Source organism: Clostridioides sp. ES-S-0190-01, from assembly GCF_020658275.1.
GTDB lineage: Bacteria > Bacillota > Clostridia > Peptostreptococcales > Peptostreptococcaceae > Clostridioides.
In genome coordinates this window covers 392249-416003 of sequence record NZ_JACVWA010000015.1, presented here as the reverse complement: position 1 = coordinate 416003, position 23755 = coordinate 392249, and the positions used below count along the sequence as shown (strand labels likewise).

The window sequence follows — 23755 nt, the reverse complement described above, 5'->3', positions numbered from 1 at the left end:
AAAATAGATTTATGGGAGGTAAAGTTAATGATAGGAAATATTTCTATAAATGAGATAGATGAAAAAAGACTCAAACTTGATGATTTAAGTAAGAAAATATGGAAAAATCCAGAGAAAGCATTTAAAGAATTCAAAGCATGTGAAAATACAGCAAATTTTCTAAGAAGTGAAGGATTTGATGTAGAAATAGGAGTAGGAGGCTTAGCTACAGCTATTAAAGCTAGTTTTGGCTCAGGAAAACCAGTTATAGGTTTTATGGGAGAGTTTGATGCGCTACCTGGTTTAAACCAAAAAGTTTCAACAAAGCAAGAAGCATTTGAATTGGGAGGTTATGGTCATGGATGTGGACATAACTTATTATGTACTGCACATGTAGGAGCAGTAGTAGGACTTAAAAGAGAAATGATAGAAAACCATTTAAGTGGAACTATAGTATTTTATGCATGTCCAGGAGAAGAACAATTAACAGGGAAAGGATTTATGGCTAGAGGTGGTGCATTTGAAGGATTAGACTTAGCTATAAATTTTCATCCAAATAAGATTAGTGAAGCTACAATTGGTATATCAACAGCTGTTAACTCTGTAAAATTTCATTTTAAAGGAAAAACTGCACATGCTGGTTCAGACCCGCAAAATGGAAGAAGTGCTTTAGATGCTGTAGAACTTACTAATGTAGGAGCTAATTATTTGAGAGAACATGTTACTTCTGATGTAAGAATTCATTATACCATTACAGGTGGAGGAGTAGCACCTAACATAGTTCCTGATAAAGCATCAGTATGGTATTATACAAGAGCTTTAAGTAGGGAAGCTGTAGAAAATACATATGAAAGACTTATAAAAGTAGCAAAAGGAGCTGCAATGATGACTGAGACTGAGGTTGAAGTAGAGTTTTTAGGAGGATGTTATAATACTCTAAATAATCATGTCTTAGCAAATCTTGTGTCAGAATGTATGGATAATATTAAACAAGAGCCTTGGACTCAAGATGAATTGGATTTTGCAGCTGAATTAGATAGACAAAGCCCACAACAATATAAGGCTATGATAAATAAATATAATTTACCAGAAGGAACTCATCTATATTATGGTGGAGGAAATGTTACGAACTTTAATAGCTATGGTTCTACTGATATTGGAGATGTAATGCATATAGTTCCTACAGCCTACTTTTTTACAGGATGTACAAACCTAGGGGCACCTGGGCATAGTTGGCAGTTTACATCTTGTGCAGGAAGTTCTATTGGAGAAAAAGGTATGATATATGCGGCAAAAATTATGGCTATGTTTGGAGCTAAGATACTGAATAATCCAGATATAGCTAAAAAGGCAAAAGAAGAATTCGATAAATCTATGAATGGAAAAACATATAAGTGTCCTATTCCAGATGATATTCCAACTCCTTAAATGAGATATAAAGTTTAAAATATAAGATTACAATTTTTATGCCAGCATTTTTTCATTATCAAAAGAACACGAAATTTTACTGTTTATTTGCTCATTGCGAAGTGAAATAGCTAGAAAATAATTTTAATAGGGAATAACATAAATTATTAATAAATATCACAAAAGGTATATCTTAAAAAACAAATATGGGATATACCTTTTAGAAAATCATATAACTTTATTTACTATTCAATGATAAAATATTTTTATGTACTCTAGATTTTAATGTTTGTTTTCTGATATAAATAATTTGTATACCCTCTCAGGTCTACCTTTTGTTGAGTTTTGTTTTTCGTATAATATAGTAGCATTTCCAGACTTTAGTAGACTACTTAAAAATCTATTGGCAGTTCTTACTGTTACATTTAAACAAGAAGATAATTCCTTAGGAGTAACTTCATCTCTTTGTAGAATTTCAATAACGGATATAATCTTTTGAATAGTAAGAGTAGACAATTTGGAATTTTTAGCAATTGTATTTATGTGTGGAGTTACTTTATTTGAAACAGTAAGTAATTTATCACATAGTAAAGGGCCTATTGTCTCATAACTTTCATTAACTAAGAAACTGTAGTTTAAAGGATTTATTTTAGATTCCTTATTAGCATTTATAGCATTAGACATGGCTTGTTTTATATTATTACCAATTCCATACCCAACACATACTTTAAGGTTTATACTATTTTCAATAGATTCTTTTATATAACATGTAGTGAAATTTTTAGTTAATGATTTAATGGTCTCACATTTAGTAAAAATCTTAAAAGAGCTAGTATCCTTTTCAATTATAAAATCAGTTAATTTATCTTTTTTTAGATTGTTTAATATTTTATAAATTTGGTCTATAGTATAATCATAATGGTTCATATCTTTAACTGTTATATATATTACACCAGGTTGGTTTACCTTCATTCTATGCAGATGAATGTCCTTTATTAATTCATTAAAAGTACTTTTCAATAAATTTATGTCAGGATATATGAAGTGAAAATTTACTCCTGCATCTTGTAACATAGGGACAATACTACTAAAACGAGTAGTAGAAAAATCAATTTTCCCTTCATTCCATAACTTAATATGTTTTTTTTCAATATTTTTTTCAAGCTCTGCTATATCAGATAAACTCATTTTGGATGTATTTTCATTAATACTATACATTAAATCTCCAAAAGTACCATTTGATAAATAATATGATATGTCTTTTGGATTATCTGCCCAGTCCATTAGGTCAAAGTATGCTCTAGAAAAATCTAATGTATTGTATTTAAAAATAAGTTTTAGAAACATATCATAATAACTTTGTAAATCAGTACCAAAATCAACTAAAGGTTTTTTTATAGTACCAACTTTTTTTGTAATAGCTTCCTTAGGTATAGGTCCACTGACTGCGAATCCATCAAACTTATCTTCAATTTCTAGATATAAATCTCCAACATGAGAAAAATCTTTATAAATATATATTTCAATTTCTGCATTAATATTTAATTTTTTTATAGAATTCGCTACAAATTCTTTTAAAAATTCAGTTGTTATGATTGCTATTTTCATAGATTACTTCCTTTTCAATTATTATAGTTATTTATATAACTTTTACTTTTTCTATTCATGGCAAAACTATATTTCTTTGTACTATTATATATAATAATATCATGCTCAAATATTTATTGTCTAACTAATTATAATCTATACAAGATGAAGGATAAATTACAAGTACTTTCTGAATCAATGATGATTCCTATTATATTACTTGTTCTAGCAGGGATATTTATAGAATTAGGGTTAGCTTTTGCAAATATGGAAAATGTTTCTGATTTAAGGCTTGTGGATTAATACATGAAGACTTATTTATAAATATATTCATTAAAGTAATAAATGATTTAGGATTTATTGTAATGAGATACTTACCAATATTCTTTATAGTTACTTATGTAATATTCACATGTGCAATTAAGAAGTTTGATATAAAGACACCAGGAAGAAGCTCAGAAGAAGTTAAGCTTTACAGTAAGAAAGAGTATAGATAAAGACAAGATGTAGATAATTTTAAAGCAGTAAATAATTGTGCAGTAGAAGATACAGTAGAAGACAAAGATACAGAACTTGTACATTCTATAATAGAAGGTTTAGCAGGAAGTGACAATATAAAAAGTATTACGAACTGTGCAACTAGGTCTAGAGTAGAGCTAAACCCAATAGATGGATTCTATGAGGATGGTTTTTGGGTAAATGAGCTAGGTGCAAGTGGAGTTGTTAGGAAGAAAAATTCAGTTCAAGTTATATTTGGGCCAAGAGTTATTACAATAGAATCTAAAATTAAAGTTGTGTTAGGTGTAGATTGATGAGTATAAAGCCATGTAAATTAGATTAGTTTGCATGGCTTTTTTAGTTGCAAGAGTATTATAGTTATTTTGAATCTATGGAAAACTTGTGCATAATAGCCACATCTACTAAATAAACTTATGATTTCAAAATAGAACGGTTAAATTAAAAAATAATGAAGTGTAATATAATTAAACATAGTAAAACATAATGAAACATAACTAAAAATACAGAAAAATATAAAAAAATATAGCTAAATATAATAAAACATAATATAATTACTTTGAAGGGGGTGACAAAATGTGGGAGTTTTATAATAATTTAATAGATAAAATACCAGAAAACATAAGAGTAAAAGATTTTATTATAGGCTCAGAGTTTGCTATGGTAATAACAGATTATGGAGCAGGTATTAGTCATTTATTATCTGATAAAAGATTTCCTTTTGAAAACGATATAAAAATAAATATGTCTTTAAAAGATTTATGCAAGTCAATTAAATCTTGGAATTTTATAGAAGCTAGTTTAGGATTAGCAGCAATAAATTCTTATTATAATCAGAATATTTGCAATAAAACATTAAGCCTAGAGAAAATTAATCATCATTTCATTTCCATGATTGATGATTCATCAAAAAAAATAGCAGTAGTAGAGGGAAATCTTCAAAATAAAAATAAAATTAAATTTAGATATGATGTGGATTTTTTCAATAGAAAAATAGTAGAAGAGGATTACAACATATCAGCATATGGATATTTAGTAGAAAACTATGATAGTACATATTTAGGAGGAGACTTAATTATTAATAAACATTTAATAAAAATAGCAAATGATTCACTTAATAAAGAAAGCATAATTTGTGATATATCGACACCTATATCTTCAGATTTCAAAAAATTAGGTATAAAAAATATAGGTGGATTTGTTGTAGATGATATAGATAAATGTTTTAATTTAGTAAAAATAAGTGCACCTTATGAGGATATCGAAAAGACAGGTAACATAATGAAAATAGTGGAGACAAAAGGGGATTAAATAAGTGAATAAGAGTGCAAAAAGTAATAAGTTAATTATGTTTTGTTTAGTTATAATATTGATTACATTGATATTAGTATCATTAGCACTTGGAAAATATCCAGTAGAACCACATCAAGTATTTGGAATTTTAGTTTCGAAAATATGTAATATAGATAAGTTTTGGACAGATAGCATGGAAACTATATTTTTAAATGTTAGATTACCAAGAATAGTACTTGCATGTTTAGTAGGTGGGGCATTGGCAGCTGCAGGAGCATCATATCAATATATTTTTTTAAATCCTATGGCATCACCAGATATACTAGGGGCATCATCAGGAGCAGCATTTGGAGCTGCTTTAGCATTATTTCTTTATAAAAGTGGTAGAGAGGTTACAGTTAGTGCATTCATCTTTAGTTTAATTACTGTAATTTTAGTCTATTTGATAAGTGAAAGAACAAAGGGAAGTAAAGTGTTAGGCTTAATTTTATCTGGTATTATGGTAAGTTCATTATTTTCTTCAGGTACATCTTTTATAAAACTTGTAGCAGACCCTAATGACCAGTTACCTGCAATTACATATTGGTTAATGGGAAGTTTATCAGGAGCTAAAATATCTGACATAAAATTTGCAATTATTCCTATGTTAATAGGTATAGTACCTCTAATACTTATTAGCTGGCAAATAAACATATTGACTGTAGGAGAAGATGAGGCAAGAACGATGGGGATAAATACAAAGTGTATAAGATTTATTACTATTATATGTGCTACACTTTTAACTTCTGCAAGTGTTGCTGTAAGTGGAATGATAGGTTGGGTTGGTCTTGTAATACCACATTTATCTAGAAGATTAGTTGGAAATAATTTTGTTTATTTATTGCCAACATCAGCTATGTTTGGAGCATCGTTTTTGTTGTTAGTTGATAATGTATCTAGAAATTTATGGACTAGTGAGATACCTATAGGTATATTAACATCGTTTATTGGTGTACCATTTTTCATATATCTGATTACGAAAAGGGGGGATTAATATGATTTTAGAAGTTAAAGATCTCAGTTATTTTTATAAAAATCAAAATGTACTTAATCAAATATCCTTTAATGTTGAAGGTAGTCAGTTACTATGTATATTAGGACCTAATGGTGCAGGGAAAAGTACTATGTTTAAGTGTATACTTCAGTTATTAAAAGGATATAAAGGTGAAATATTATTGGATGGAAAAAACTTGAAGGATTACAAAATTAAGAATCTAGCAAGAAAAATAGCTTATATCCCTCAGTCTCATAATCCTGTATTTAGTTATTCTGTTGTTGAAATGGTATTGATGGGAACAACATCACAAATTTCACCTATGTCTAAACCTACTAAAAAACAAATGGAAATAGTTGAAGAATCTTTAGACAAAATAGGAATTTCCTATTTAAAAGATAGGAATTTTATAAATTTAAGTGGAGGAGAAAGACAATTAGTACTTATTGCAAGAGCTTTAGCTCAAAATGCAAAGATACTTATTATGGACGAGCCAACCTCTGATTTAGATTATGGTAATCAAATTAGAGTATTAAATACAGTAAAAGAATTAACAAGGGATGGATATATAATAATTCAGTCAACACATAATCCAGACCAAGCCTTTTTGTATGCAGACAAGGTTTTAGCTTTATACAATCATGAAATATTAGCTTTTGGTGTGCCTAAGTACATAATTAATTCTGGCCTAATTAAAAAATTATATAACATAGATGTAGAATTAAACAGCTTATATGATGATAAAATTAGAGTCTGCATACCAAAAAGTGTAACTATATAATTTACTTAAGGGGGATAAAATGAAAAAGAAATTATTATCATTGTTATTGGTACTAACTTTAGTAATAACATCTTTAGTTGGATGTACATCGTCAAATGGTGATGCTAAAGAAAAAAAAGAGGATAAAAATGCATCTAAAACAATAATGTTTACTGATTCAGTAGGTAGAAAAGTTGAGATTCCAGCAAATATTGAAAAAATAGCACCTTCAGGAAGTTTAGCACAAATCGTACTATTTTCAGTAGCACCAGATAAGCTAGTTGGACTATCAGGAGATTGGACAGAGGATTCAAAAGACTATGTGGATAAAAAGTATACTAGTCTTCCTGTTTTTGGTCAATTTTATGGTAAGGGAGATTTAAATATGGAAGCCCTTGCAGCAGCAGAACCACAAGTAATTATCGATATAGGTGAGAAGAAAGGTAGCATGAAAGAAGATTTAGATTCTATACAAGAACAAACAGGTATACCAACTATATTTATAGAAGCTACAACTGCTAATATGTCAGAATGTTACACTAAGCTAGGAGAAATCTTAAATGTAGAAGATAATGCAAAAGTATTAGCTGATTACTGTAAAACTACTTATGATACAACTGTAGAAACGATGAAGAAAATAGGTGATAAGAATAAAGTAAACCTTGCTTATTGCGTAGGAGACACAGGAACAAATGTAATTGCAGAAGGGTCTTTCCACTCTGAGATTATTAATATACTTGCAAATAATGTTGCAAAGCTCAATGACCCATCAAGTAAAGGCAATGGAAATGAAGTATCGTTAGAACAATTATATTTATGGAATCCAGATGTAATAGTGTTTGCACCACAGAGTATATATAGTAAAGTAGGAAGTCAAGCTGAATGGCAAAAAATAAGTGCTATATCTAGTGGTAAATACTATGAAGCACCAAGTACGCCATATAATTGGATGGGATTCCCTCCATCTGTAAATAGATATATGGGTATGATTTGGCTATCTGAAATACTTTATCCAGAGCATTTTAATTATGATTTAAAAGAAAAAACAAAAGAATTTTATAAGTTATTTTATCATGTTGATTTAAGTGATGAACAATATAGCAAATTAACTAAAAACGCTATTAAATAGTATATAGATATAAAGTTACTAAATAATGTTTAGACATAAAGTTATTAAATAATATATAGACATAAATTAAAAGAAAGTAGGATTTTACCTACTTTCTTTCGTAAAAAGGGGAATTGATATGAAACTAATTACAGTAGCAGGGCCACCATCATCTGGAAAAACATCTGTTATTCTTCATCTAATTAAAGCTATGGAGGCAGAAGAAAATAAGGTTGGAGTAGTAAAGTTTGACTGCCTTACATCTTTTGACCAGATTAGATATGAAGAGAATAATATACCTGTTCAAATTGGACTATCTGGTAAAATTTGTCCAGACCATTTTTTTATAAGTAATATTGAAGATGCACTTTATTGGTCTAAAAAATTAAACTTAGATATTTTAATTACTGAAAGTGCAGGGCTTTGTAATCGTTGCTCACCCTATATAAAAACTATACCAGCAGTTTGTGTAATGGATAATTTATCAGGGATAAATACACCTAGAAAAATAGGACCAATGCTAAAATATGCTGATATTGTTGTAATTACAAAAGGAGACATAGTATCACAAGCAGAAAGGGAGGTATTTTCCTTTAATGTACGTCAAGTAAACTCAAAAGCTAAGATAATATTTATAAATGGAATCACAGGACAAGGAGTATTTTTACTTAAGAAATATTTAAGTGATATAAAAGAAATAACCACGCTTAGGGAAAAACAATTACGTTTTACAACACCAGCATCAGTGTGTTCTTACTGTACTGGAGAGACTAGAATTGGAGAATCTTATCAAATGGGAATGATAAAGAAAATGGAGTTTGACTATGAAATATGATAATTATGAAAATTTACTAAACATGTCTATAAAAGAGATAAAAGAAAACTACTCTATGGCCTTTGATTTTTTCTTAAATTACAATCTAAATAATGTAGATGATTCAATTATTTTTAATAATCTAATAGAATCTTTAGATGAGGAATTTTATATAACTTTTGGGATAGAAAAAGAAGAGTTATACATTAAACTGGTGGAGTTTTTAAAAGAATTTGGCCAAGATGAAAAGAGTTTAAATATAGAAAGCATTACTATTAATGGTGGGTACAATAAGCTAAAAGAAAAAGAAGCTATCTCATTGAAAATAAAGGCTGGAGAAATTATAAGTATTGTTGGACCTACAGGTTCAGGAAAAAGTAGACTGTTAGAGGATATTGAATGTTTAGCCCAGAGAGACACTCCTACTAACAGACAAATATTAATAAATGAAAGTATTCCAAGTGATGAAACTCGTTTTGTTATGGATGGAAAGCTAGTAGCTCAACTTTCACAAAATATGAATTTTGTAATGGATTTAACAGTAGAAGAATTTTTACAAATGCACTCTAAAAGTCGTTTTTGTAAAAATCAAGATGACATAGTAAAAAAATGCTTTTATTGTGCTAATAAACTAGCTGGAGAAAAATTTGAATTAACCACAAAGATAACCCAATTATCAGGAGGTCAATCAAGAGCTCTTATGATATCGGATACTGCATATATGAGTTCTTCACCAATAGTTTTAATTGATGAAATTGAAAATGCAGGTATAGATAGAAAGGAAGCTCTAAGACTATTATCTAAAAAGGAAAAAATAATTTTGATTTCAACACATGACCCTATATTAGCTTTAAACGCTAATAAAAGAATAGTTATTAAAAATGGTGGAATTTCAAAGGTAATATCTACAACAGATGAAGAAATAGAAAGTATTAAATACATAGAAAGCCTAGATAATATTTTACTAGATATTAGGCACAAGGTTAGAAAAGGTGAAGTCTTAAATAGAAAAGAAATAGAGAGTATTGTACAGGAGGAGGTAAATGACTTTGTGGGAACTTTATGATGATTTAATAGAAGGAATTCCTAAGGAGATAATAGTTGAAGATATAGCTGTTGGGCAACATAATATTTTAGTAAGAAGTAGTGTAGGTAGTGGTATAGGTTTTGTATATAGTGAAGATGGGCGTCCTCCAGAGTTTGTAAAATCTTTTAAAGGAAAATCTTTATATGAAATAGCTGGATGTATTAAGTCTTGGAATATCACAGAATCAGGAATTGGCTTGGCTGCAATAAATTCTTATTATAATTCTGTAAAAGTTTCAAAAGAAAATAATATAAAGTTAAATGAAAACAATTTTATAGAAGATAGAATTAATGACCCTTTTATTTCATACCAGAATATGATAAGGGGAAAAAAGGTAGCGGTTATAGGTCATTTTCACTATTTAGAACAACTATTTGCACCTGTTTGTGATTTATCCATAATAGAAAGTGAAGATATATATGGTGATTATCCAGAGACTTCAGCACCATATATCTTACCTGAACAGGACTTTGTAGTTATATCTTGTTACACATTAAGTACAAAAACTTTTCCTTGGTATTTAGAATTAAGCAAAAATGCTTATGTGGTATTGGTAGGTCCAGCAACTCCAATGGCACCTATATTATTTAAGTATGGAGTAAATGATTTATCAGGATTTGTAATTAAAGAACATGATAAAGTAATGAGCATAATAAGTGGAAATGAGAGAAACAGTATGTTTTACAGTACAGGTCAGAAAGTAAATTTAAAAGACGGTGGGGAAATTTAAATATGAGAATGAATTGGAATGATACTACAATAAAATCTTTTGCTGATGCAAGTGAGTATACTGGTTTTCACAAGATATTAGCTAAAGAAATAATTCCGTACATCAAAGATAGCCAAACTTTTTGTGATGTAGGTTGTGGATTAGGTTTAATAGATATGTATTTAAGCAAAGAACTGAAAGATATAACTTGTATTGATATAAACCAAAATGCTATAAATTATTTAGAAAAATCAATAAAAGACAATAATATAAGCAATATTAGATGTATGGTAAAAGATTTTAAAGATATAAATACAAAATTTGATACTATACTAATTTCTTTTTTTTCATATGAGAATATAGAACTTTTTACTGGACATTGTGATAGATTAATTGCAATTGTTAATGATAAGTCCAAAACTCATATTCCAGTATCTAAGAAAAGAATGGATGTGGTGGAAAGACATAGCTCAAAAAATTTAAAAGTATTATTAGATGAAAAGAAACTTAGATATGAATTAATACCATTAAGTCTTGAATTTGGACAGACATTTACTTGTGAAGATGACATAGTTAGGTATGCTAAGTCTTATGATGAAGGCGGAGAGTATGAAACTATATACAATCATATTATGAAAAATATAGTTAAAGGAGATAAAGTAGCTTATTACCTTCCATACGAAAAAAATATATCTGTTTTTATAATAGACTTTAATAGATAGATAATTGTAAATTTTAATTTTGCATATAGTGCTATATTTTGATTTAAGTTGACAATTTATATAAGATTGCATACAATTAAACTAAGAATTGAATAAATGTATTTAAAGAGTAGGGAAGTTGGTGAAAATCCAACACGAACCCATCACTGTAAGCATGGATAAATTCTACATAGCCAACAGATGTTATTTAGAAAGGCTGAGAAAATGAAATGTAAGTCAGATACCTACATTAAATATTAGTAAATAAATTTAGGGGGGAGCAACTAGATTTATTGTTTTGTATATGGAATTTAGAATTTAAAGTATACATATTAAAATGGGATGTTATAGCATTATTTGCTATAACTTTTTTTATGCTCATATTTCTAAATAAGGGGGAAATGTATTATGAGGAAGATTTCAAAAGGGAAGCTGAGTAGTATAATTTTAGCAATTATGCTGATGTTATCATTGATAACAGGGTGTAGTAAGCCAGAGGAAAATAATGATGTTAGTAAGATGAATAATGAAAAGGAAGTAGTTTTAGCAGCAGCTAGGGATTTGGCACCAGGTGAACAAGATGCTTATTACACAAGTTCTATACTCTATGTTTGGGAACCTTTAATAGGGCTGGGTGATGATGGAAAACCAAAGGCAGAACTTGCAGAAAAATGGTCAAATTCAGATGATTATAAAGAATGGACATTTACAATAAAGAAGGGTGTAAAATTCCATGATGGTGTAGATTTGAATGCAGATTCAGTAGTAAAAAATTTTGAACGTTATATGAATATGAAAACGAAATCTTCACCTTTTTATTCGTTTGATATAGAAAAGACATATCCTAATTTACAAAGTGTGGATAAAGTTTCTGACTATGAAGTTAAACTTACTTTCAGTAAACCAATATCAACTTTAATATACAACATGGCTAGATTTGGAAGTGCTATGTATAGTCCAGAGTGTTTTGATGTAAAAACGGGAGACTTTACTAAGTATGCACAAGGAACTGGTCCATTTAAGATAAAAGAACGAGAAAAAGAACAATTTGTTTTGTTAGAGAGAAATCAAGACTATTATGGAGATAAAAGTAAAGTTAAAAATGTAAGAGTAAATGTAATTAAAGATGCACAAACTCGTTACACAGCACTTAAATCAGAGGAAATTATGGGTGTTATGGATTTAGGGGCTATTACTCCAGAGTTAGCTAGTGAGCTAATAAAGGATGAAAACTTTGAGATTAAAACATCTCCATCAACAATAACTCAATTTGTATCTACAAACGGTACTAGGGCACCATTTAATAATGTTAAGATAAAAGAAGCACTAAGCTTGTTGGTGGATAGAGAAACTATAGTAAATAAATTTTATGGAGGATATGGAACTCCGACTATGAATATATTGAACCAAGGTTCACCTTTTGCTAAGGAAATTAAACCTGTTTATGATGCAGAAAAAGCAAAAAAAATCATAAAGAATGAGTTAAAAGGGGAAACAAAAGAGTTAGAGTTTATAATACCATCTTATGGTGTAGACCGTTATCCATACAAAACTGTAGCAGAGTATATACAATCTGTATTAAGTGAAGTTGGATTAAACTCTAAAATAACTATACTTGATGGTGCTGCTTTTAAGGAAGCACAAAAAACAGGAAATTATGACATAGCACTTCACACTCAAGGGCTTCCAAATGCAGAACCATTTTCTATATTTGATAGTTATATGAGAAGCACAGGGTCAAGTAATATAGCTTATTCATTGGGCTATAAAAATGAAAGAGCAGATGAATTAATAGGTCAATTAGAAAAAACAATGGATTTAGATAAAAGAAGTAAAATATATGATGAGCTTCAAGATATATCAGCAGAACACCCATCAGCTATACCATTATTTGAAGATGTTAACTTAATTGCCTATAATAAAAAAATAACTGGATACAAACCTACATTATATGGGACTACATTAGCAAATATGGAGTGGAGTAAGTAGTGAAAACACCATTTAAATATTTAATTAGAAGGATATTGATGACTATCCCTATTTTGATAGGAATAACTTTTCTAGGATTTATATTAGGGGTTATAGCACCTGGTGACCCAGCAGTTGAATATTTAAGCATGGATGGTATTTCTGCTCCTACAGATGAAGAAATAGAAAGAGTTAGAGAAGAGTTAGGGTTAAATGATAATATTATAGTTCAGTATATTAATTGGACTAAAAAAGCTATGACTGGAGATTTAGGACTTTCCTATATCAAAAAGACATCTATCACAGAAGAGATATTAAGAAGGTTACCAATAACCTTCTCTTTATCTTTAATGGCTATGTTTTTTGTTATAGTGTTATCTATACCATTAGCTATAATCATGGCTTTAAAAAAGGATTCAGCGATAGATAAGATTGGCACTTTTGTATCTTTACTTATGATATCTATTCCAGGGTTTTGGTTAGCTATTATTATGTTAAGTATATTTTGTGAGAATCTTAGATGGCTACCTACGAGTGGGTATGGTACGATTAAACATTTAATAATGCCTGGATTTGTTTTAGCAGCTGGGACTATAGGAACTGTAGCAAGGTTAAATAGAGCAACTTTAATAGAAAGTATAGGACAAAACTATATAACAGTGGCAAAAGCTAAGGGTCTGTCAAATAAAATAGTTATTTTTAAGTATGCTTTTTTTAATTCATTAATGCCCATTGTAACAGTTCTGGGAAACTATTTTGGTGCTATTTTAGGAGGCTCCACAGTGGTTGAGGTTATTTTTAGTATTCCAGGTATGGGAAGTTATGTAATACAAGGAATAATGAGTAGAGATTATCCAGTGGTACAAGGATATGTGCTATTTACAGGGATTATATTTATAGTGTTTAATTTAATTGTAGACATATGTTACCTATTTCTTAATCCTAAAATGAGGGTGGGAGGTAAATGAGATGGATAAATTTAAAGAAATGTTATTTATACATAAACTAGCTTTTTTAGTGCTAATAATTATGATACTTGTTGCAATATTTGCACCAGAGTTGGCTCCATATGACTCTAATAAAGTACAAATGGATGATAGATTAATGGGAATTTCTAGAGAACATATACTTGGTACAGATACTCTAGGCAGAGATATTTTAAGTAGGATATTATATGGAGCCAGAGTATCAATATCTTTAGCTTTTTTAGCAACATTATTAACAATGCTATTTGGTAGTTTTGTGGGTATAATAGCAGGATATTGTGGTGGGATAGTAGATACGATAATACAGTCAATTGTAAATATATTTCAAGGTCTTCCAAGTCTTAGCTTTATGATTGCTCTTGCTGGAGTTCTTGGGCCAGGTATAAAAAGTTTATTAATTGCAATAGTATTCACTTCTTGGGCTGGTTTTTCAAGAATAGTTAGAGGAGAGGTATTAAAGGTAAAAGAAGAAAAATATGTTGAAGGTGCAAGAGCACTAGGGGCTAGTCATATTTATATAATTTTGCACTATATAATTCCAAATATATTTGCTCCTTTTATAGTACTATTTGCAATAAGGGTAGGAAAAAGTGTACTTTCTATGGCATCGTTAAGTTTTTTAGGTCTAGGAATACAACCACCACAAGCAGATTGGGGTGTTATGATAAATGATGCTAAGACTCATTTTAGAAGCTATCCAAATCTATTATTAGCACCTGGGTTTAGTATATTATTATTGTGTTGCAGTATAAATTTAATTGGAGATGCACTAAGGGATATGTTTGATGAAAAAAGCAACACTTTAAGCCAATATCTTTAGAAGGAATAAAAACTATGAATAGAGATATAAGTATAAAAGATTTAAAAATTCATTTTAATACTAAGGAAGGAAAAGTAAGAGCTGTAGATGGAGTATCTAGAACCTTTCAAAGTAGTAAAATTACAGGAATTATTGGAGAAACTGGAAGTGGAAAATCGGTACTAGGACTAGGGATTTTGAACCTTGTATCTAATAACTCAACTGTTTCAGGCAGTGTCTTATATGAAGAAAAAGATTTGCTAAAAATTAAAGAAAATGAAATTAGAGAAATCAGAGGGAAAAAAATAGCGTTAATACCCCAAAATCCATCAAGTTCTTTTAATCCAATATTGAAAATAGGAAGTCATATGAATGAACTTTTTTATTATCATGGAAAAGAAAAAAAGAATTCTTGTAAGAGTAAAAGTTTGGAGATATTAAAAAAATTTTTTTTCTCAAATAGTGAGTTGGTTTATAATTCGTATGGATTTCAGTTAAGTGGAGGTATGAGTCAGAGAGCATTAGCAGCTATAGGGACAGCATTAAAACCTAACTGGGTAATTGCAGATGAACCAACTAAAGGGTTGGATGCAATAATAAGAAAGCAAGTATATGAAGTATTTTATGATTTAAGAAGTAATATGGGTGTTAGCATGATACTTATAACTCATGATTTAATGCTAGCTAAAAAGCTTTGTGATGAAGTTGTAGTTATGTATGCAGGTAAAATCATAGAAGAGGGTACAAAAAATAGTATCTTTAATAATCCACTACATCCTTATACGAGAGGTTTAATTGATTCACAGCCAAATAAAAAATTAATACCCATTGAAGGGATAGTGCCAAGTCTAACAAACTTACCAAAAGGATGTAGATTTTCTCCGAGATGCAAGGTTGCAAAAAAAACATGTATTGATTATGAACCAAGACTATTTGATGTTAATGGTTCAAAAGTGAGGTGTTTTCTTTATGATAAGAGTTTGCAACCTTTATAAGGAGTTTAAAAGCGGAATAATCAATAAAAAGATAGTTAAGGCGGTAGATGATGTATCTTTTGAAATCAAAGAGGGAAAAACCTTAGGTCTTGTAGGAGAAAGTGGATGCGGAAAATCAACTTTATCAAGGCTTATTTTAAGACTTATTAAATGTGACAGAGGTAAAATTTATTTTAATGGTAGAGATATCAGTAATTATGATTTTTCTCAAATGAGGGATTTAAGAAAAGAGATGCAGATAATATTTCAACATCCAGATTCTGCCCTAAGCCCTAAAAAAACTATATATGGCAGCCTTGTGGAACCATTAAAAATTCATAAACTCTACGAAAAGAATAAAGCAAGAGAATACATAATGGAATATTTAAGTTTTGTTGGGCTTAGTGAGGAAATTTTAAATAGATACCCACATCAAGTAAGTGGAGGACAAATACAAAGAGTTGCTTTAGCTAGAGTGCTTTTATTAAATCCTAAATTTATGATATTAGATGAACCTACATCAATGCTAGATGTATCTGTGCAAGCTCAAGTTATACAGGTTTTGAAGAAAGCTCAAAAACAGTTTAATATAACCTATTTATTTATATCTCATGATATAGACTTAGTAAAAGAAGTTAGTGATGAGGTTGCAGTCATGTTAAATGGCAAGATAGTTGAAATTATAGATGCTAAGGAATTGTATAAAAGTGCAAAGCATGCTTATACCAAAGAGCTTGTTGAGAATTTCACTAATTTTTAAAATATAGTAATCAATTGTTTAATCAATCATTACATTAGTAAGAGTAGTTTTTTGAGTATAGAAAATTACAAATCTCGCCCTAATATTTTTAGAAAGGAAAAGTAATTATGTACTATAAAGATATAGATTTTGAGAAAAAATGGCATGAGTATATTGAAAGTAAAGAAGGATATGCAAGAGAAAGAGCTTTTGATGATGAAGCGGAAAGAAAGTTTTTTAAAAAATTATCTCATAAATATGATGATAGACCAACGCTTTATGATTATTCAAAAGAAGTATTTAATTTTGTAGATAAGTTAATAGATGAAGGAAAAAATCTTATAGAAATTGGTGCAGGTACCGGAAAATTTACTATTCCACTTTCTAAGAAATGTAAAGGTATAATTGCTAATGATTTTTCAATAGATATGCTTAATGTGCTTGAAGGAAAGGCTAGGGAACATAATATAACTAATATAGATACAATACAAGGAAAATGGGAAGAGATTAATGTTGGGCATAGTGATTATATTTTATCTGTGAATTCTCTTTATCGAATTTGGGATATTAAAGATGCTTTGAGTAAGATGGATAAGCTAGCTAAAGAAAAAGTGATTATAGTGAGAACTATTCAAAAACCATTATTTAATGATTTGTATATGGATTTAGGTGATAAAGATAGAACTTGTCCAGATTATATATACATTCCAAATATACTACATTCTTTAAATATATGTGCAGATATAAAGTTTATTGATGTAGAAAATGAAATTGAATTCGATAGTGTAGAGGATATACTTTTTAAAATGGAAACAGAATTAAATAAAAATATTAACTTTAGCGATATGTTGGATAAGTATATAGATAAGATAATAGAAAAAAGAGAAAACAAATATATTTTTAAACATAAAACTAAAGTTGTAATTATATACTGGAATAGTATAAGCTAGATTTGTTAATATTATGGAAGCATATAAACTCTTCTGAAAATATTTACAATCTCGACATATTATGCTACAATTATTTAGAATAAATAAAATTTAATAAGAATTACCTCATCTAATAAAAAGATTGAGGTAGAGGTCGCATTTACTAAGATTAATATTGAAGAGGTCGGAAGCCAATGAAGCAATATAAAAGGAGTAAGTGCCGAAGTGCTAGTGTCCAAATCTAGTGCTGGGGCTGTATTTAATAAGTACAGTACTGTCATCAAAATTATCCCGAATTTTGATGGAGAGCTATCTTAACTAAGATAAAGGGAAGATGTAGGTATATTGTATTTAGCGCATTCAGCTCAACATGTATCCATGTTGAGCTTTTTTACATCTATATAAAATAGGATAGAAAAGGGAAGCAATAATAAAATATTTTAATTTTAAAAGTGGGGGAGATTAAAAATGAGCAGTTTAAAAAAGAAAAAGTTTACTATGCCACAGACACTTACTATAATATTTTTACTAATAGTAGTAATGGCAGTTCTTACTTGGATAGTACCAAGTGGAAATTTTGAAAGGGTAGATATAGATGGAAGGTCGGTTGTTGTAGCTGGAACTTATGAAAAAGCAGCATCAAATCCACAAGGAATTACTGATGTATTTACAGCACCTATAAATGGATTTATAGATGCAGCTGAAGTAGTTGGATTTGTTTTGATAGTTGGAGGAGCTTTTGGAATAGTTAACAAAACAGGAGCTATAGAAGCTGTTATAGCTCATACTGTAAATAAAATGAAGAGATTCCAATTCTTAATAATACCTATATCAATGATTCTATTTGGATTAGGTGGAACAACATTTGGAATGAGTGAAGAAACACTACCTTTTTATATGATATTTATTCCACTCATGACCAGTATGGGATATGATTCATTAACAGCAGTGGCTACAGTATTTATAGGAGCAACAGCTGGATTTGGAGCAGCTACTACTAATCCTTTCTCTGTAGGAATAGCACAAGCATTGTCACAAATAACACCAGGTTCTGGGATAGAGTTGAGAGTTGTTATGTTTATAATATATATGGCTATATCTATAGGATTTGTTATGATGTATGCCAATAAAGTTAAAAAAGACCCTAAGAAGTCTTTAGTACATGGTATATCATTGAATCAAGAATCAATGGCTAATACTGATACAAACATAAAAGAATTTACAAAAAGAGAAGCTATGGTAATAGCAATTTTCACAATAGGTATGGCAATTATGATATATGGAGTTTTAAAGCTAGGATGGTACATAACTGAAATTGCAATGATATTTACAGCTATAGGTATAATATCAGGAATAGCATCAGGGCTTAAACAAGATGACATAGTTAATTCATTTATAAGTGGAGCAGGAGATTTAATGACAGCAGGGCTATGTATAGCATTTGCACGTGGAATAGTAATAATAGCAGAAAATGGATTTATAATAGATACAATTTTAAATTCTGCCGCAAATTTATTAAATGGACTTCCAAAGACTATATTTATAAATTTAACTTTCTTAATAGAAGGTTTAATAGCATTTTTTATACCATCTGCATCAGGACTTGCATCACTTACAATACCTGTACTTGCTCCACTTGGAGATTTAGTAGATGTGTCTAGACAAATGATAGTTACAGCTTATCAATTTGGTATAGGTGTAACTAACTTAATAACACCTACATCAGGTGTTTTAATGGGAGCACTAGCAGTAGCTAATATTCCTTGGTCAAAGTGGGTTAGATTTGTAATGCCTTTAATGGTAGTATTAACAATTACTGTAATGGTGTTTTTAACAATAGGATTATTTGTTGGATTCTAATAGGAGGTATATTATGATTGAAAGTATAAAGAAAAGAGCTTATGAGATAGAGAATGAACTGGGAAAAGAAATTGAAGAAGTATGTGATTTTATATTTAACAATCCAGAACTAGGAGAAGAAGAATATATATCATCAAAGTACTTGGTAGATAAAATGAAGGAATATGGATTTGATACAACTTATCCATACTGTAATATGGATACTGCTTTTAGAGCAGAACTAGGGGATAATGATGGTCCAACTATAGCATTTTTAGCTGAGTATGACGCATTGCCTGGATATGGGGAAAATAAAGAACCAGGTCATGCTTGTGGACATAACTGGATTGCTGCATCTACATTAGGAGCTTGTATAGTACTAAGTAAGTTAAAAGAAAATTTTAAAGGAAAAATTGTACTAATAGGAACACCAGCTGAAGAAACAACAGGAGGAAAGTGTGATTTAGTTAAGGCAGGAGCTTTTGATGATATTGATGTAAGTTATCAGATGCATATAGAAGCTTTTAATAACATAAACTGCAAGGCTTTGGCAATAGATTCAATAGAGTTTAGTTTTGAAGGGGTATCAGCACATGCAGCTAGCCATCCTCATATGGGTGTTAATGCATTAGATGCAGTACAACTTACTTTTGCAGGAATAAATGCACTAAGACAGCATGTAAAATCAGATGTTAGAATACATGGGATAGTTTCAAATGGAGGAGAAGCTCCAAACATAGTTCCAGAAAAAGCTGCCTGTGAATTTTTCGTAAGAGCTGCTGAAAGAAGTTATTTAGATGAAGTAACTAAAAAGGTTATAAACTGTGCAAAAGGTGCAGAGTTAATGACAGGTGCTAAACTTTCTTATAGATACTTTGAAAATTCTTTTGACAATATAATAAATAATAAGGTGCTTCAGAATATAACAAAGAATAATCTAATTGAGGCAGGTATAACAGATATATTAGAAGGAAAAGAAGGTCCAGTAGGTTCTACAGACATAGGAAATGTAAGCCAAGTTTGTCCTACTATGTATACGGAAATAGCTCTAGACATAAATCCAATGGTATATGTTCATGAAAAAGAGTTTTTAAATTATGCAAATTCTGAGGAAGCTTATGATAAACTTCACAAAGCAGTAAAGGCAATGGCAGGATGTGCGTTAGAAATTTATCTAGAAGATGGACTACTTGATGAGATTAAGAAAAATCACTTAAATTAATTTAAATTAAAAATAAGATAAAAAGGTATTACCAGAAATTTGGTAATACCTTTTTATTTTTTGATAGGAGTCATGTTTTTGTAGATTCTATAGCTAAAGTTATATTATTTATCTAATCTTAATCATATAATAATATTTCTAGCTTAAGGTTAAATAAAAAATAAGAAATCTATCAATTTGGCATAACTTTTGCTTTATATAAGTTAAAAGATTTTGAACTATATTAGAACTATTAAAATTTTATATAATATAAACAAAAGAAAGGATAGATTTATAATGAAAACAATAGCAGTAGTAACTGATGGATTATCTAAATTAGAGTGTTTTTTAAATAAAAACCTAAAGCTGATATTTAAAGATAAAGTAATAATAAAAAACTATTATTTAAATAGAATAACAGAAGAAGAATCGATAAAAGATGACATAATATTAGTAATGATAGATGATAGAGTATTGAAAATAAAAAAATATGTAAAAGATGTCTCAAAGATAATAATTATAAATAGAACTATAAAGCAAAAGGATATATACAAGTTATTTTCATTACCAGAAGGAATAGATGTATTAGTAGTAAATGATAATAAGCACACTGTATTAGAAACAATATCTAATTTATACAATATAGGAATAAATCACTTAAATTTCATACCATATAATCCTAATGAAGAATATAGAAATATTAAGATAGCTGTAACACCAGGAGAAGCAGATTTAGTTCCAAAATATATTGAAGAAGTTATTGATTTAGGGCATAGGTATATTGATAGTTCAACATTTATTCAAATAATAGCAAAACTCAAACTGGATGATAAGGAAATTACTGAAAGGCTAATTAAGTATACAGATGAAGTGATTAGTTTATATTCAGGAATAAATACTAAATATAAAGAACTTACTATAAAAGCAGATGAATTGAATTCTATAATAAACTTATCAAACCTAGGTATGGCAATGATATCAGAGAAGGAAAATGTAATTATTTGTAATAATAGCTTGAGTGATATACTAGATATTAAAAGTGATATTATAGGAAAAAATATAGATGAATTAGAGAATGAAAATATTAAAAAGATTTTTAGATTAAGTAAGGCACATGATGAAGTTATAAAGTTTAATAATAAATATTTAAATGTAAATAAGTATAATATAGAAAGTTTTGGAAGGGTGACTGGATATTATTTTTGTATTCAAGAAATAACTTACATAAGGAAATTGGAACAAAACCTATCAAAGAAGCTTAGAGAAAAGGGACAAGTTGCTAGGTATACCTTTGATGACATAAAAACAGTATCAGTAAAAATGGAAAGAACTAAAGAGCTAGGTATGAAAATAGCGGAATCTGATTATACAGTTCTTATAACTGGAGAAAGTGGAACAGGAAAAGAACTTATGGCTCAGTCTATTCATAATGCATCACCAAGGCATAGTCAGCCATTTATAGCGATAAACTGTGCAGCTATGCCAGAAAACCTACTTGAAAGTGAACTTTTTGGATATGAAGAAGGTGCTTTTACAGGTGCTTTAAGAGGAGGGAAAAAAGGTTTATTTTAGCAAGCTAATAATGGAACTATATTTTTAGATGAAATAGGAGACATGCCCATATATTTACAAAGCAAATTACTTAGAGTATTACAAGAAAATCAAGTCATGAGAGTTGGGGGGGAAAATGTAATAGACACTGATGTAAGAGTAATTGCAGCTACAAATAAAAATTTATTAGAAATGATAAAAAAAGATAGGTTCAGAGCTGATTTATATTATAGGATAAATGTATTGCCTATAAACATACCACCTTTAAGAGAGAGAAAAGAAGATATAGAAGTTATGCTAAAGCATTTTATGAAAAGTAAGAGGGAAATTAGTCAAGATGTTAAAGACATTATTAATTCATATGAATGGCCAGGGAATATAAGAGAATTAAAAAATACAGCTATGTATATTAACATTATGAGTTCTGAACATGTTATTTTAATTAATGACTTACCTCATAATTTACTAAATATAACTGAAGACTATAGTAAAGAAATAAGTACATTAAAAGATAGAACATCTATAGAAAAAGTAAGATTAGTAATGGAATGCTTAAAAAATGCCAATAACCTTAATAAAAACATAGGTAGAAATGGTATTCTTAATTCAATAAATGAATTAGGTTATAGTATAACAGAAGGTGAGGTAAGGGGAATACTTAATATACTTAAAGAACTAGATTTGATAATATGTGAATCAGGTAGAAAGGGAAGTGAGTTAAATAGAAGAGGAAAAAATATATTAAATAGTATTTAATAGGTTAATAAAAAGGAAAGTATGAATGCCTATTTTGCCTATTAATTAGAATTAACACTATTCAAAAAGTCGAATTAAATAGGATTAAAATAAAATATAAATCAATAGAGTGATTTATATAACTGATTCCTTAGAAAAAGTATTTTAAAAATAAATTAGAATTTTTAAACAATTAAAATATTGGTATGCTACTTGCTCTTTAAGAGAGAAGTAGCATTTTTTATTGTTCATAAATAATTTAAGGGGTGAAGAAAGTGATTAAAAAGAAATATCCAGTAATAGGAATATCAGGAAACTTATTAATTGATGAAGGGGGGATGTTTCCTGGTTATGAAAGGGCTTATGTAAATAATGACTATATACAGTCAGTAGCTATGTGTAAAGCTATACCATATATTGTACCAATTGTATATGATGATGAGATTATAAAGGAACAAGTATCAAATATAGATGGACTTATACTATCAGGAGGACAAGATGTAAATCCTCTTATATGGAAGGAGGAACCTCATAATAAGCTAGGTGCAATATCACCTAAAAGAGATGTTTTTGATATGAAGTTATTAAAGTATGCTTTAGATATGAAAAAACCAGTGTTAGGTATATGTAGAGGTGAACAAATTATAAATGTAGCTGAGGGAGGGAGTTTATATCAAGATTTATCTTTAATTGAAGGAGCTTACATAAAACATAATCAGCAACATTTATCTAATATACCTACACATACAGCACAGATAAAAGAGGGTACAAAGTTGTATGAAATATTAGGAGAACAAGAAATCCTAGTTAATAGTTTCCATCATTTAGTTGTCAATAAGGTAGCTCCAGGATATATTGTTTCAGCTACTGCCAAAGATGGTTTAATTGAAGCTATAGAAAAGGATGGGAATGAGTTTGTAATAGGCATACAATGGCATCCAGAAATGATGACTAAGGATTGTGATAATATGAAAAAAATATTTATGGCGATAGTTAAAGAAGCATCTAAAGAAAAATAATTATAACTATATTTTAAGTTG

The 23755-nt window shown here is 29.2% G+C and carries 22 protein-coding genes, 1 pseudogene and 2 riboswitches; of the genes and pseudogenes, 22 read left to right on the top strand and 1 reads right to left on the bottom strand.

Going from position 1 to position 23755, the window contains the following annotated elements:
- Positions 1–27 precede the first annotated feature (27 nt).
- A complete protein-coding gene (locus IC214_RS05345) occupies positions 28–1407 on the top strand; it encodes a M20 family metallopeptidase (RefSeq protein WP_227862904.1) in 1380 nt (459 codons plus the stop codon).
- Positions 1408–1668: 261 nt separating this feature from the next.
- Here IC214_RS05345 and IC214_RS05340 read toward each other — a convergent pair whose 3' ends face one another.
- Positions 1669–2994 (bottom strand): hypothetical protein, encoded by a 1326-nt coding sequence (locus IC214_RS05340; RefSeq protein WP_227862905.1) that lies wholly within the window; start codon positions 2992–2994, stop codon positions 1669–1671.
- A gap of 144 nt (positions 2995–3138) precedes the next feature.
- Here IC214_RS05340 and IC214_RS05335 point away from each other — a divergent pair, with 144 nt between their 5' ends.
- The 21 genes and pseudogenes from IC214_RS05335 (at position 3139) to IC214_RS05240 (ending at position 23734) form a co-directional block, all read left to right on the top strand.
- Entirely contained in the window at positions 3139–3276 is a 138-nt protein-coding gene (locus IC214_RS05335; protein WP_227481944.1) for a hypothetical protein, read from the top strand.
- Positions 3277–3338: 62 nt separating this feature from the next.
- Positions 3339–3470 (top strand): hypothetical protein, encoded by a 132-nt coding sequence (locus IC214_RS20825; protein ID WP_255613126.1) that lies wholly within the window; start codon positions 3339–3341, stop codon positions 3468–3470.
- An 87-nt stretch (positions 3471–3557) separates the two neighbouring features.
- Positions 3558–3785 (top strand): PTS transporter subunit EIIB, encoded by a 228-nt coding sequence (locus IC214_RS21080; protein WP_227866370.1) that lies wholly within the window; start codon positions 3558–3560, stop codon positions 3783–3785.
- Between the two features lie 280 nt (positions 3786–4065).
- Entirely contained in the window at positions 4066–4800 is a 735-nt protein-coding gene (locus IC214_RS05325) for an enolase N-terminal-like fold-containing protein (RefSeq protein WP_227481945.1), read from the top strand.
- Between the two features lie 4 nt (positions 4801–4804).
- Positions 4805–5815, top strand: coding sequence for a FecCD family ABC transporter permease (locus tag IC214_RS05320; protein WP_413926636.1), 1011 nt, complete (start codon positions 4805–4807; stop codon positions 5813–5815).
- A 1-nt stretch (position 5816) separates the two neighbouring features.
- Positions 5817–6596: an ABC transporter ATP-binding protein gene (locus IC214_RS05315; protein ID WP_227433848.1), complete on the top strand. Its 780-nt coding sequence runs from the start codon at positions 5817–5819 to the stop codon at positions 6594–6596.
- Between the two features lie 19 nt (positions 6597–6615).
- Complete coding sequence (locus tag IC214_RS05310) at positions 6616–7704, top strand: ABC transporter substrate-binding protein (protein ID WP_227866348.1); 1089 nt, start codon at positions 6616–6618, stop codon at positions 7702–7704.
- 118 nt (positions 7705–7822) lie between these two features.
- Positions 7823–8518: a GTP-binding protein gene (locus IC214_RS05305; RefSeq protein WP_227866347.1), complete on the top strand. Its 696-nt coding sequence runs from the start codon at positions 7823–7825 to the stop codon at positions 8516–8518.
- Complete coding sequence (locus IC214_RS05300) at positions 8508–9563, top strand: ATP-binding cassette domain-containing protein (RefSeq protein ID WP_227845986.1); 1056 nt, start codon at positions 8508–8510, stop codon at positions 9561–9563. Before IC214_RS05305 ends, IC214_RS05300 begins: the two co-directional genes overlap by 11 nt.
- Positions 9541–10314: a Rossmann-like domain-containing protein gene (locus tag IC214_RS05295; protein WP_227835153.1), complete on the top strand. Its 774-nt coding sequence runs from the start codon at positions 9541–9543 to the stop codon at positions 10312–10314. The genes IC214_RS05300 and IC214_RS05295 overlap by 23 nt, the downstream gene beginning before the upstream one ends.
- A gap of 2 nt (positions 10315–10316) precedes the next feature.
- Positions 10317–11015: a methyltransferase gene (locus tag IC214_RS05290; RefSeq protein ID WP_227866346.1), complete on the top strand. Its 699-nt coding sequence runs from the start codon at positions 10317–10319 to the stop codon at positions 11013–11015.
- 79 nt (positions 11016–11094) lie between these two features.
- Positions 11095–11262, top strand: a riboswitch (cobalamin riboswitch).
- Between the two features lie 140 nt (positions 11263–11402).
- Positions 11403–12983, top strand: a complete 1581-nt coding sequence (locus tag IC214_RS05285; protein ID WP_227866345.1) for an ABC transporter substrate-binding protein — start codon at positions 11403–11405, stop codon at positions 12981–12983.
- Positions 12983–13930 (top strand): ABC transporter permease, encoded by a 948-nt coding sequence (locus tag IC214_RS21075; protein WP_227866344.1) that lies wholly within the window; start codon positions 12983–12985, stop codon positions 13928–13930. Before IC214_RS05285 ends, IC214_RS21075 begins: the two co-directional genes overlap by 1 nt.
- Position 13931: 1 nt before the next feature.
- The gene (locus IC214_RS05275) at positions 13932–14768 is read left to right on the top strand and encodes an ABC transporter permease (RefSeq protein ID WP_227862907.1); all 837 of its coding nucleotides are present in this window, start codon (positions 13932–13934) and stop codon (positions 14766–14768) included.
- A 14-nt stretch (positions 14769–14782) separates the two neighbouring features.
- Positions 14783–15742 carry an ABC transporter ATP-binding protein gene (locus IC214_RS05270; protein ID WP_227866343.1) on the top strand — a complete coding sequence of 320 codons (960 nt, stop codon included), beginning with the start codon at positions 14783–14785 and terminating at the stop codon, positions 15740–15742.
- On the top strand, positions 15717–16481 hold the full coding sequence (locus IC214_RS05265; protein ID WP_227835619.1) for an ATP-binding cassette domain-containing protein: 765 nt from the start codon (positions 15717–15719) through the stop codon (positions 16479–16481). Before IC214_RS05270 ends, IC214_RS05265 begins: the two co-directional genes overlap by 26 nt.
- A 107-nt stretch (positions 16482–16588) precedes the next feature.
- A complete protein-coding gene (locus IC214_RS05260) occupies positions 16589–17410 on the top strand; it encodes a class I SAM-dependent methyltransferase (RefSeq protein WP_227866342.1) in 822 nt (273 codons plus the stop codon).
- Positions 17411–17529: 119 nt separating this feature from the next.
- A riboswitch (Lysine riboswitch) is annotated at positions 17530–17709 on the top strand.
- A 148-nt stretch (positions 17710–17857) separates the two neighbouring features.
- The gene (locus IC214_RS05255; RefSeq protein ID WP_227433860.1) at positions 17858–19249 is read left to right on the top strand and encodes a YfcC family protein; all 1392 of its coding nucleotides are present in this window, start codon (positions 17858–17860) and stop codon (positions 19247–19249) included.
- Between the two features lie 13 nt (positions 19250–19262).
- Positions 19263–20450 carry a M20 family metallopeptidase gene (locus tag IC214_RS05250; protein WP_227866341.1) on the top strand — a complete coding sequence of 396 codons (1188 nt, stop codon included), beginning with the start codon at positions 19263–19265 and terminating at the stop codon, positions 20448–20450.
- A gap of 276 nt (positions 20451–20726) precedes the next feature.
- A pseudogene (locus IC214_RS05245) lies at positions 20727–22736 on the top strand (sigma-54 interaction domain-containing protein).
- Positions 22737–22981: 245 nt separating this feature from the next.
- The gene (locus IC214_RS05240; RefSeq protein ID WP_255606356.1) at positions 22982–23734 is read left to right on the top strand and encodes a gamma-glutamyl-gamma-aminobutyrate hydrolase family protein; all 753 of its coding nucleotides are present in this window, start codon (positions 22982–22984) and stop codon (positions 23732–23734) included.
- The last annotated feature ends 21 nt before the right edge of the window (positions 23735–23755 follow it).

What these genes read in the sequence shown, in the direction of transcription:
- IC214_RS05345 (WP_227862904.1), top strand. Translation starts at nt 28, where the DNA reads ATGATAGGAAATATTTCTATAAATGAGATAGATGAAAAAAGACTCAAA.
- IC214_RS05340 (WP_227862905.1), bottom strand. Translation starts at nt 2,994, where the DNA reads ATGAAAATAGCAATCATAACAACTGAATTTTTAAAAGAATTTGTAGCG.
- IC214_RS05335 (WP_227481944.1), top strand. Translation starts at nt 3,139, where the DNA reads ATGAAGGATAAATTACAAGTACTTTCTGAATCAATGATGATTCCTATT.
- IC214_RS20825 (WP_255613126.1), top strand. Translation starts at nt 3,339, where the DNA reads ATGAGATACTTACCAATATTCTTTATAGTTACTTATGTAATATTCACA.
- IC214_RS05325 (WP_227481945.1), top strand. Translation starts at nt 4,066, where the DNA reads ATGTGGGAGTTTTATAATAATTTAATAGATAAAATACCAGAAAACATA.
- IC214_RS05315 (WP_227433848.1), top strand. Translation starts at nt 5,817, where the DNA reads ATGATTTTAGAAGTTAAAGATCTCAGTTATTTTTATAAAAATCAAAAT.
- IC214_RS05310 (WP_227866348.1), top strand. Translation starts at nt 6,616, where the DNA reads ATGAAAAAGAAATTATTATCATTGTTATTGGTACTAACTTTAGTAATA.
- IC214_RS05305 (WP_227866347.1), top strand. Translation starts at nt 7,823, where the DNA reads ATGAAACTAATTACAGTAGCAGGGCCACCATCATCTGGAAAAACATCT.
- IC214_RS05300 (WP_227845986.1), top strand. Translation starts at nt 8,508, where the DNA reads ATGAAATATGATAATTATGAAAATTTACTAAACATGTCTATAAAAGAG.
- IC214_RS05295 (WP_227835153.1), top strand. Translation starts at nt 9,541, where the DNA reads ATGACTTTGTGGGAACTTTATGATGATTTAATAGAAGGAATTCCTAAG.
- IC214_RS05290 (WP_227866346.1), top strand. Translation starts at nt 10,317, where the DNA reads ATGAGAATGAATTGGAATGATACTACAATAAAATCTTTTGCTGATGCA.
- IC214_RS05285 (WP_227866345.1), top strand. Translation starts at nt 11,403, where the DNA reads ATGAGGAAGATTTCAAAAGGGAAGCTGAGTAGTATAATTTTAGCAATT.
- IC214_RS05275 (WP_227862907.1), top strand. Translation starts at nt 13,932, where the DNA reads ATGGATAAATTTAAAGAAATGTTATTTATACATAAACTAGCTTTTTTA.
- IC214_RS05270 (WP_227866343.1), top strand. Translation starts at nt 14,783, where the DNA reads ATGAATAGAGATATAAGTATAAAAGATTTAAAAATTCATTTTAATACT.
- IC214_RS05265 (WP_227835619.1), top strand. Translation starts at nt 15,717, where the DNA reads ATGATAAGAGTTTGCAACCTTTATAAGGAGTTTAAAAGCGGAATAATC.
- IC214_RS05260 (WP_227866342.1), top strand. Translation starts at nt 16,589, where the DNA reads ATGTACTATAAAGATATAGATTTTGAGAAAAAATGGCATGAGTATATT.
- IC214_RS05255 (WP_227433860.1), top strand. Translation starts at nt 17,858, where the DNA reads ATGAGCAGTTTAAAAAAGAAAAAGTTTACTATGCCACAGACACTTACT.
- IC214_RS05250 (WP_227866341.1), top strand. Translation starts at nt 19,263, where the DNA reads ATGATTGAAAGTATAAAGAAAAGAGCTTATGAGATAGAGAATGAACTG.